Genomic DNA, 7,198 nt, shown 5'->3' with positions numbered 1-7,198 from the left:
CCCCCTTCGACCGCGCCGAGCTCGGCACCCTGCTCGACCTGGCCACCAAGGGCAACGCCGAGCTGGCCGCACTGCAGGCCCGCGTGCTGGCCGGGCCCGACGATGTTCCCTTTACCGTCTCCACCTCCGACCAGGCCGTGCAGTCCTCCGCCGGGACCGGCCCGGCGGCCGACGTCGAGGAGGGCTGACGGTGGTAGCGCAGTCCGAGCAGCGCGGCGCCACGACGGCGTCGGCCGAAGTTGCGGTCACTGTGCCTGAAGGTGCCCGGCTGGTGCTGGCTAGCCACAATCCCGGCAAGTTGGCCGAGCTGCGCGCAATCCTGACACCGCTGGTGGACGGGCTTACGGCCGAGCAGATCATCTCCTCGGCCGGGCTCGGCGCCCCCGAGCCGGTGGAGGACGGGCTGACCTTCGCCGACAACGCCACCCTCAAGGCGCGCGCCCTGGCGCAGGCCACCGGGCTGCCGGCGGTTGCCGACGACTCCGGGCTGTGTGTGGACGTGCTGGGCGGCACGCCGGGCATCTTCTCGGCCCGCTGGTCGGGCCGCCACGGCGATGACGAGGGCAACCTGCGGCTGCTGCTGGGGCAGCTCGCCGACGTCGCCGACCCGCACCGCACGGCGCGCTTCACCTGTGCCGCGGTACTGGTGGTGCCGAGCCGGGACGGCGAGTCGGAATCAGTGACCGTGGTGGAGCGCTCCATGGTTGGGCGGCTGCTGCACGCGCCGGTTGGCGCCGGCGGCTTCGGCTACGACCCGATCTTCGTGCCGGTCCAGGAGGACGCCCCGGGCGGTTCCGGGCGGACGACGGCGCAGATGAGCTCGGCGGAGAAGAACGCCATCTCCCACCGCGGCCAGGCCCTGCGCGCTCTGGCCCCCGCCCTGCGGGACCTGCTCACCTAGCCCGCCGAGGTCGGTAGACGTTACGTGCCGAGATCGGTAGAAGATGCGCGCCAGTACACGAGCTTCAACCCGCTCTTCTAGTTTGTGGGTGTGGTGGTTGGTTCTGGTGTCGTGCGGCGCCGGACGGCTGTGACGCGCAGGCCATTAAGGGACGGCCTCAGGGTGCGGCGTCACGGGGAACGGCTCGCACAGTCGGCTGACGGTTCGCCAGGTACCACCTACGGCTCGGCATGAACGACGACGGTTCGTGCGCCCACCTCACAAACCGTCGCAGCGGGTAGCAGACCGCCTACCCGAACATGACGAACCGTCGCTCTCGATCCACCGTGGTTCATCGTGCTCACACCCCCACGTCGCGCCCGCCGGGACGCCGGGCCACGTCAGCACCGCCCAAGCGACCTCCACCAAACATCCACCACACCCCCAAACCGGACACGCCACTCCACCGACACCAACCCTTGCTTTCCGCTACGGAAAACCTCATACTTTCCACACAAGAAAGGAAGGTGTAGTCGTGTCCTCGTCCCCACCGTCATCCGTGTCCCCTAACGAGGCACGCAGCCGCCTACACGATGTCGCCGCCACCGAGCAGGAGGCCGCACAATGGCATCCCGCCACCTGGGCGGTCGCGCTGTTCGCAATTGCCTTCGGCAGCACGGTTGGTGCGCTACTAACCGAGCAGCACTGGGTGCTGCTCGGAGGTGTCGCCGCACTCGTGCTCATACATGTACTGCTGCGGAACCAGCTTCTCCGCCCCGGGGTCCGTACCCGAGACGACCTCATCGGTACCGATCGGCAGTGGTGGAGGCGAAACAGCTTATTCGTGTGGGCGCTGGTTGCGGGCGCCGTCTTACGGGGGCTATCCATACATCCGGTGCTCGCCGTCGTGTTCGCTCTGCTCGCTACGGTTCACGCCTGGTACTGCGTCGTCGTGGTCTGGCCGGAGGGCAGCCGTGCTTGACCCCGTCATCCACCCGATCAATCGTCTGCGGATCTGCGCAACGCTCAAGTCAGTCGGGGCCGTGAACGACGGCGCCCTAGTGTGGACCGGTACCGAGATGAAGTTCTCCGCGCTGCGTGACGCCGTTGGCCTGTCCGACGCCAGTCTGTCCAAGCAGCTCAAGGCACTGGAGGATGCGGACTACATCCGCCGCCACCGCGACTACGGTGTAATTCGGGCGATGGATGTGGTTTGGGTGTCGCTCACCCCGCGCGGCTTGAAGGCGTTCGAGGATCACGTCGCCGCACTGCGAGAGATCGCCGGCGATTGACACCGGTCACGTCAACCGACCTCAGCACGTAACAAGTGCCGGTCTCGGCGTGTTACAAGTGCCGGTCTCGGTGTGTTACAAGTGCCGGTCTCGGTGTGTTACAAGTGCCGGTCTCGGCGGGATTGGGCGTCAAGGCGCCGCTGCACGCCCTTGGGAACCAACGAGTCGTGCGCCTTGACGTAGCCGTACAGGCTGCGCCAGCCGCCGCAGAAGACCACCAGGAACGCGGCCAGCATCACCGCGAACGACACTGTTCCACCGGCTCCGGGGATAGCTCCCAACGCCCCGCCCCACACGTAGAGGCCCGCCCACAGCGCCCAGGTCAGGCCGATTACCCAGGCGCCGTCGGGCCAGCCCACCTCCAGGTGGTCGTCGGGGCGACGCACCAGCCATGCGACCGCCCAGGCGACGACGACGGCGACCGCTCCGCGAACGAGCAGCCCGGGCACTTGGGCCAGGTCGTGTACCGAGGCGGCGGCGAAACAGGCGATCAGTGCGACCGAAATCGTGTCGGCCAGCAGCACCAGCCACCAGCGGGTGCGGCGCCCACGCGTCCAGGGACGATCCGGCCCGTCAGGCACCGGCGGCGTGTAGCTGATCGGGGCGGACCCGCGCCCGGCGTCTCGCTGGGGACCGGCCCCGGGACGCGTTTCCGGGGCGGCTCCCGACTGTGAAGACTCCTGCCGCACCGCTCAGATCTCCCAGGAGGCGCCGGGGGTGGCGCGGGCCAGTGGGCCGTCATACACAGCGGCGGCCTCACGCAGCGGATCATCCGGGTCCGTCCACGGCTGAATGTGGGTCAGCACCAGCCGGCCTGCGGGACGGCGCCCGCCCCGCCCCGAGGTACCCGCGGCAAGCTGTCCGGCCCGCCGACCGGTCAGGTGGATGCCGCGCACGGCGTCGCGCCCCTCTAGGAAGGCCGCCTCGGACAGCAGCAGGTCGACGCCGTCGGCCATCGCCTCGATGCCGTCGCACAAGTCCGTGTCGCCCGTGAAGGCCAGGCTGACGCGATCGCCGGCTCGGCCGGGGCCCTCCACCCGGTAGCCGAAGGCATCCACCGGGTGCAGCGCCGGGAAGGGGGTGATAGTCAGCGGCCCGACCTGCAGGCTCTGACCCGCCGACGCCGTGCGGAAGGCGAATTCAGTCGCGTAGGTCTCCTGCTCCGAAGTGCCGTCGACGCCGTTGAGCCGGCTCCGCAGCTGCGCCGGCCCGAGCGTCAGCACCGGCGCAAGCCGTCCGGCGGGGTTCCAGCGCCGGAACACGTGCATACCCACCAGGTCCACCATGTGGTCGGCGTGGCAGTGGGAGATGACGATGGCGTCCAGTTCAGCCGGGTCCAGGTAGCGCAGCAGCTGCCCCATTGAGCCGGGGCCGAGGTCGAGCACGACCGACCAGGTGCGACCAGATGCGTCGTCGGCCTGCACCAGATAGGAGGAGGCCGCGGCCTCAGGACCTGACATGGATCCGGTACAGCCGATGATCGTGAGTCTCATGCGGGATCCTCGCTCGAATTGGGGACGGGGGCGGGGTCTGGTGACGGGGCGCCGGGGCCGATCTCGGCGTGGTGGACACGGCCAACCTCGGGCCCTAGGAATCGGCGCGCCAACACGGAGAAGGAGGCGGGATCGCCGGTGGCGCGGAACTCGTGCCGGGGCGCCGGCGCGTCGGGGGCGCGTAGCAGGTTCCGGCGGGCGAGCTCGCGGTAGACGTCCTTGGCGGTCTCCTGACTGGAGGTCACCAAGGTGACGTCCTCCCCCATGACGTAGGAGATCGGGCCGGCCAGCAGCGGGTAGTGGGTGCACCCCAGGATGAGGGTGTCTACGCCCGCCCGCTTGACGGGGGCGAGGTACTCCTCGGCCGTGGCCATGACCTCCGGGCCGGTGGTGATACCGCGCTCGGCCAGCTCCACGAAGCGCGGGCACGCCTGGGAGAACAGGTGCACGCCGGGCACGGCGGCCAGCGCATCGGCGTAGGCATTGGAGTCCACGGTGCCCTGGGTGGCGATCAGCCCGACTCGGCCGTTACGCGTGACGCGGGCGGCGGCGCGGGCGGCCGGGTGGATGACCTCCACGACGGGCACGCCCTTGCCGCGCGTGTAGCGGCTGCGGGCATCGTGCAGAACGGCGGCGGAAGCCGTGTTACAGGCGATCACCAGCATTTTCACGCCTGAGTCGACCAGCTCGTCCATGATGCTCAGGGCCAGGCGGCGCACCTCCTGCACCGGGCGCGGCCCGTACGGGGTATTGGCGGTGTCCCCGATGTACAGCACCTGCTCACCGGGAAGCTGGTCGATCACCGCGCGGGCCACGGTCAAGCCGCCGACGCCGGAGTCGAACATCCCGATGGCCGCATCATTCACAGCGCCGAGACTATGCGGCCCCATCCCCATTCAATAGCACGGCCACCAGTGATTCCTGCCACCAGGAAAGCATGTCGTAGGACAGCGCCATAGCCCGATTCCAGCGCTCCGTCTCCCCCTCGCCGACGGGGGCGTCTTCCCAGGCCGCGGCATGCACGCGCTCGCCCGCCTCGGGGGAATCGATTTGCAGGCGCTCGGCCAGTACCAGGCGGGCGTCGTTCAGGGCCCCCAGCCAGCGGCCCTCCTGGCCGGCGCGCACGAGCACTGCCCCACCGGCCCCGGTGGGCTCAAGCAGCTCCCATACCACTTCCTCAAGGCGAGAGCGCTTGTCCTCCCGCAGCCGGTCCCGGGTCAGGGAGGAGACCTCGACGGCGACCTCCGGGTCCTCTGAGGCGTCGGGCAGGAGCACGTCCAGCAGTGGAGCCAGGGTGGCGGGAACCCCTCCGGCGGTGCGCCCGCGGGAGGCGTCGTCGGGCAGGGGATCGAAGTCGAGTGCGGCCAGCACGTCCCCGTCGCGCGGGGTCTCACCCGCCCGGACGCCGGTGGCGTGCGACTCGGGCCCCGCTGAAACCGGCCCGGATGGGGCCGCTTCCGCGGCACCGGCCCCGCCTGGTGCCGGGGTGTCCGCGGCGAGCAGGTCGGCGATCTGCTTGAACAGGCCGGCCAGGTACTCCCGCTCCCAGGCCTCCAGCACGCTGGTCCAGCCCTGCGGGTCAGGGTGGAAGGCGCGCATCAGGCGCCTCCCGCGGCCGGACCGCTTCCCCCGCCGACGGCTCCCTCGCCACCGGCTGGGAGCGGCTCGATGGTGGCGTGCAGACCGTAGGAGTGCATAGCAGTGACGTCAACCTCCATGCGTTCACGGGCACCGCGGGATACGACGGCCCTGCCGGTGGTGTGCACCTCCAGCATGCGCAGGCGCGCCACTGGGATCGAGAGGCCGAAATACGTGTGGAACACCCAGGTGACGTAGTCCATCGTGTTAACGGGGTCGTCGTGGACCACGGTGCACCACAGCCGCCCGGGGGCGGTGCGGGCGTCCGCCAGCGCCTCCGCCCCCGGGGCGGGGGCGGCATGGACGGGTTCTGCGGACTGCATGCCTTCACCCTAGTCGCGGCGGCCTGTGAGGACGGGCTCGTTCCGCAGCCGGTCTTCCTGCGATAAGTTTGTGTCATGACAGCCAATCTGCGGGATGTCCCCACCCCGGACGCACCCAGCACCGCCCTGCTTACCGACATGTACGAGCTGACCATGCTGCAGGCGGCCCTGCACGCCGGCGTCGCCGAGCGCACCAGCGTTTTCGAGCTGTTCGGCCGCAACCTGCCCGCCTCACGTCGCTTCGGAGTGGTCGCGGGCACGGGGCGGCTGCTGGACGCCATTGAGGCCTTCACCTTTACCGATGCGCAGATCGACTACCTGCACTCGGCCGGCATCGTCGACGACGCCACTCTCGACTACCTGCGCATGTACAAGTTCTCCGGGACGATCCGGGGATACGCGGAGGGCGAGTGCTACTTCTCCGGCTCCCCGCTGCTGACCGTGGAGGGAACCTTCGCCGAGGCCTGCATCCTGGAGACGCTGGCCCTTTCCATCTACAACTACGACTGCGCGGTGGCCGCAGCGGCCTCGCGCATGACCATCGCCGCCCATGGGCGCCCCTGCGTGGAGTTCGGCGCAAGGCGCGCGCACGAGCGCGCCGCGGTGGCGGCCGCCCGCGCCGCCGTCGTGGGCGGCTTCGCCGGCACCAGTGACCTGGAGGCGGCCATGCGCTACAGGATCCCGGCCGTGGGCACCTCTGCGCACTCGTTCACCCTGCTGCACGATACCGAGGAGGAGGCCTTCGCCTCCCAGGTGGCCAGCCTCGGCCCGGGCACCACCATCCTGGTGGACACCTACGACATCGAGCGCGGCGTGGCCCGCGCGGTTGCCGCCGCCCGGGCTGCCGGAGGCGAGCTGGGCGCGGTGCGCCTTGACTCCGGGGACCTGGTGGCAGAGGCCTTCAAGGTACGCGCCCAGCTGGACGGCCTGGGGGCGACGACGACGCGCATCACCGTCACCAGCGACCTGGACGAGTACGCGATCGCGGCCCTGGGCGCCGCGCCGGTGGATTCCTACGGCGTGGGCACCAAGCTGGTGACCGGCTCGGGGCGGCCCACGGCAGCCCTGGTGTACAAGCTGGTCGAGCGCGCCGGCAGTGACGGGCAGATGCAGGAGGTCGCCAAGTTCTCCGCCGGCGGCAAGTCGACGGTGGGAGGGCGCAAGTGGGCCGGGCGGGTACTCAACGCCGCAGGCTCGGCCACCGAGGAGCTGATCGTCTCGGCCCGCTCTGAGGCCTCCGGCCTGGCCGCCCTGGAGGCGGCCGGCGCGCGGCCGCTGCAAGTAGACCTGGTACGCGACGGCGTCATCGTGGAGGAGCACCGCGGTCCGGAGGCGCTGACGGCTGCGGCCGAACGCCACCAGGTGGCGCGTGCCGAGCTGCCCTATGAGGGCTGGCGCCTGAGCGAGGGCGACCCGGCGATCCCGACCCGCCACTTGGACATCGACGAGCGGCAGCCGCTGCGCGGCTGAGCCACTGCGGCGGCCCGGCCCGGCGGCGGGCGGCGTCAGCGGGACGGGTCGGCGTGGCGCGCCCAGCCGCGCCACGCGCGTCGGCCCCGACGCTCGCCGCCG

At 70.6% G+C, this 7,198-nt stretch carries 9 protein-coding genes and 1 pseudogene; 5 read left to right on the top strand and 5 right to left on the bottom strand.

The genetic code is table 11. From position 1 onward, the window contains the following. The 4 genes and pseudogenes from GZ997_RS02000 to GZ997_RS12985 all read left to right on the top strand — a co-directional run. A pseudogene (locus tag GZ997_RS02000) lies at nucleotides 1-188 on the top strand (hypothetical protein); the annotation flags it as partial. 2 nt (nucleotides 189-190) lie between these two features. Beyond that, nucleotides 191-901: an RdgB/HAM1 family non-canonical purine NTP pyrophosphatase gene (rdgB, locus tag GZ997_RS01995; protein ID WP_162678647.1), complete on the top strand. Its 711-nt coding sequence runs from the start codon at nucleotides 191-193 to the stop codon at nucleotides 899-901. 514 nt (nucleotides 902-1,415) lie between these two features. Then, complete coding sequence (locus GZ997_RS12990) at nucleotides 1,416-1,862, top strand: hypothetical protein (RefSeq protein ID WP_202616180.1); 447 nt, start codon at nucleotides 1,416-1,418, stop codon at nucleotides 1,860-1,862. Next, nucleotides 1,855-2,172, top strand: a complete 318-nt coding sequence (locus GZ997_RS12985; protein WP_203233908.1) for a transcriptional regulator — start codon at nucleotides 1,855-1,857, stop codon at nucleotides 2,170-2,172. The genes GZ997_RS12990 and GZ997_RS12985 overlap by 8 nt, the downstream gene beginning before the upstream one ends. Nucleotides 2,173-2,270: 98 nt before the next feature. On the opposite strand, the gene GZ997_RS01985 is transcribed toward GZ997_RS12985, so the two are convergent. From GZ997_RS01985 to clpS, 5 genes are all read right to left on the bottom strand, one after another. Then, nucleotides 2,271-2,753, bottom strand: coding sequence for a DUF3054 domain-containing protein (locus GZ997_RS01985; protein ID WP_343212243.1), 483 nt, complete (start codon nucleotides 2,751-2,753; stop codon nucleotides 2,271-2,273). A 111-nt stretch (nucleotides 2,754-2,864) separates the two neighbouring features. Then, a complete protein-coding gene (locus tag GZ997_RS01980) occupies nucleotides 2,865-3,665 on the bottom strand; it encodes an MBL fold metallo-hydrolase (protein ID WP_162678646.1) in 801 nt (266 codons plus the stop codon). Beyond that, nucleotides 3,662-4,510 (bottom strand): glutamate racemase, encoded by an 849-nt coding sequence (gene murI / locus GZ997_RS01975; protein WP_238994187.1) that lies wholly within the window; start codon nucleotides 4,508-4,510, stop codon nucleotides 3,662-3,664. Before murI ends, GZ997_RS01980 begins: the two co-directional genes overlap by 4 nt. A 31-nt stretch (nucleotides 4,511-4,541) precedes the next feature. After that, nucleotides 4,542-5,264, bottom strand: a complete 723-nt coding sequence (locus GZ997_RS01970; protein ID WP_162678644.1) for a DUF2017 family protein — start codon at nucleotides 5,262-5,264, stop codon at nucleotides 4,542-4,544. Then, on the bottom strand, nucleotides 5,264-5,626 hold the full coding sequence (gene clpS, locus GZ997_RS01965; RefSeq protein ID WP_162678643.1) for an ATP-dependent Clp protease adapter ClpS: 363 nt from the start codon (nucleotides 5,624-5,626) through the stop codon (nucleotides 5,264-5,266). Before clpS ends, GZ997_RS01970 begins: the two co-directional genes overlap by 1 nt. A 75-nt stretch (nucleotides 5,627-5,701) precedes the next feature. Here clpS and GZ997_RS01960 point away from each other — a divergent pair, with 75 nt between their 5' ends. After that, nucleotides 5,702-7,096: a nicotinate phosphoribosyltransferase gene (locus GZ997_RS01960; RefSeq protein WP_162678642.1), complete on the top strand. Its 1,395-nt coding sequence runs from the start codon at nucleotides 5,702-5,704 to the stop codon at nucleotides 7,094-7,096. Nucleotides 7,097-7,198: the final 102 nt, after the last annotated feature.

The organism is Actinomyces sp. 565, from assembly GCF_010365615.1.
In the GTDB taxonomy this organism is placed as follows: Bacteria; Actinomycetota; Actinomycetes; order Actinomycetales; family Actinomycetaceae; genus Actinomyces.
Note: the sequence above shows the minus strand (reverse complement) of the source record. Positions and strands in the feature narration are given on the sequence as shown.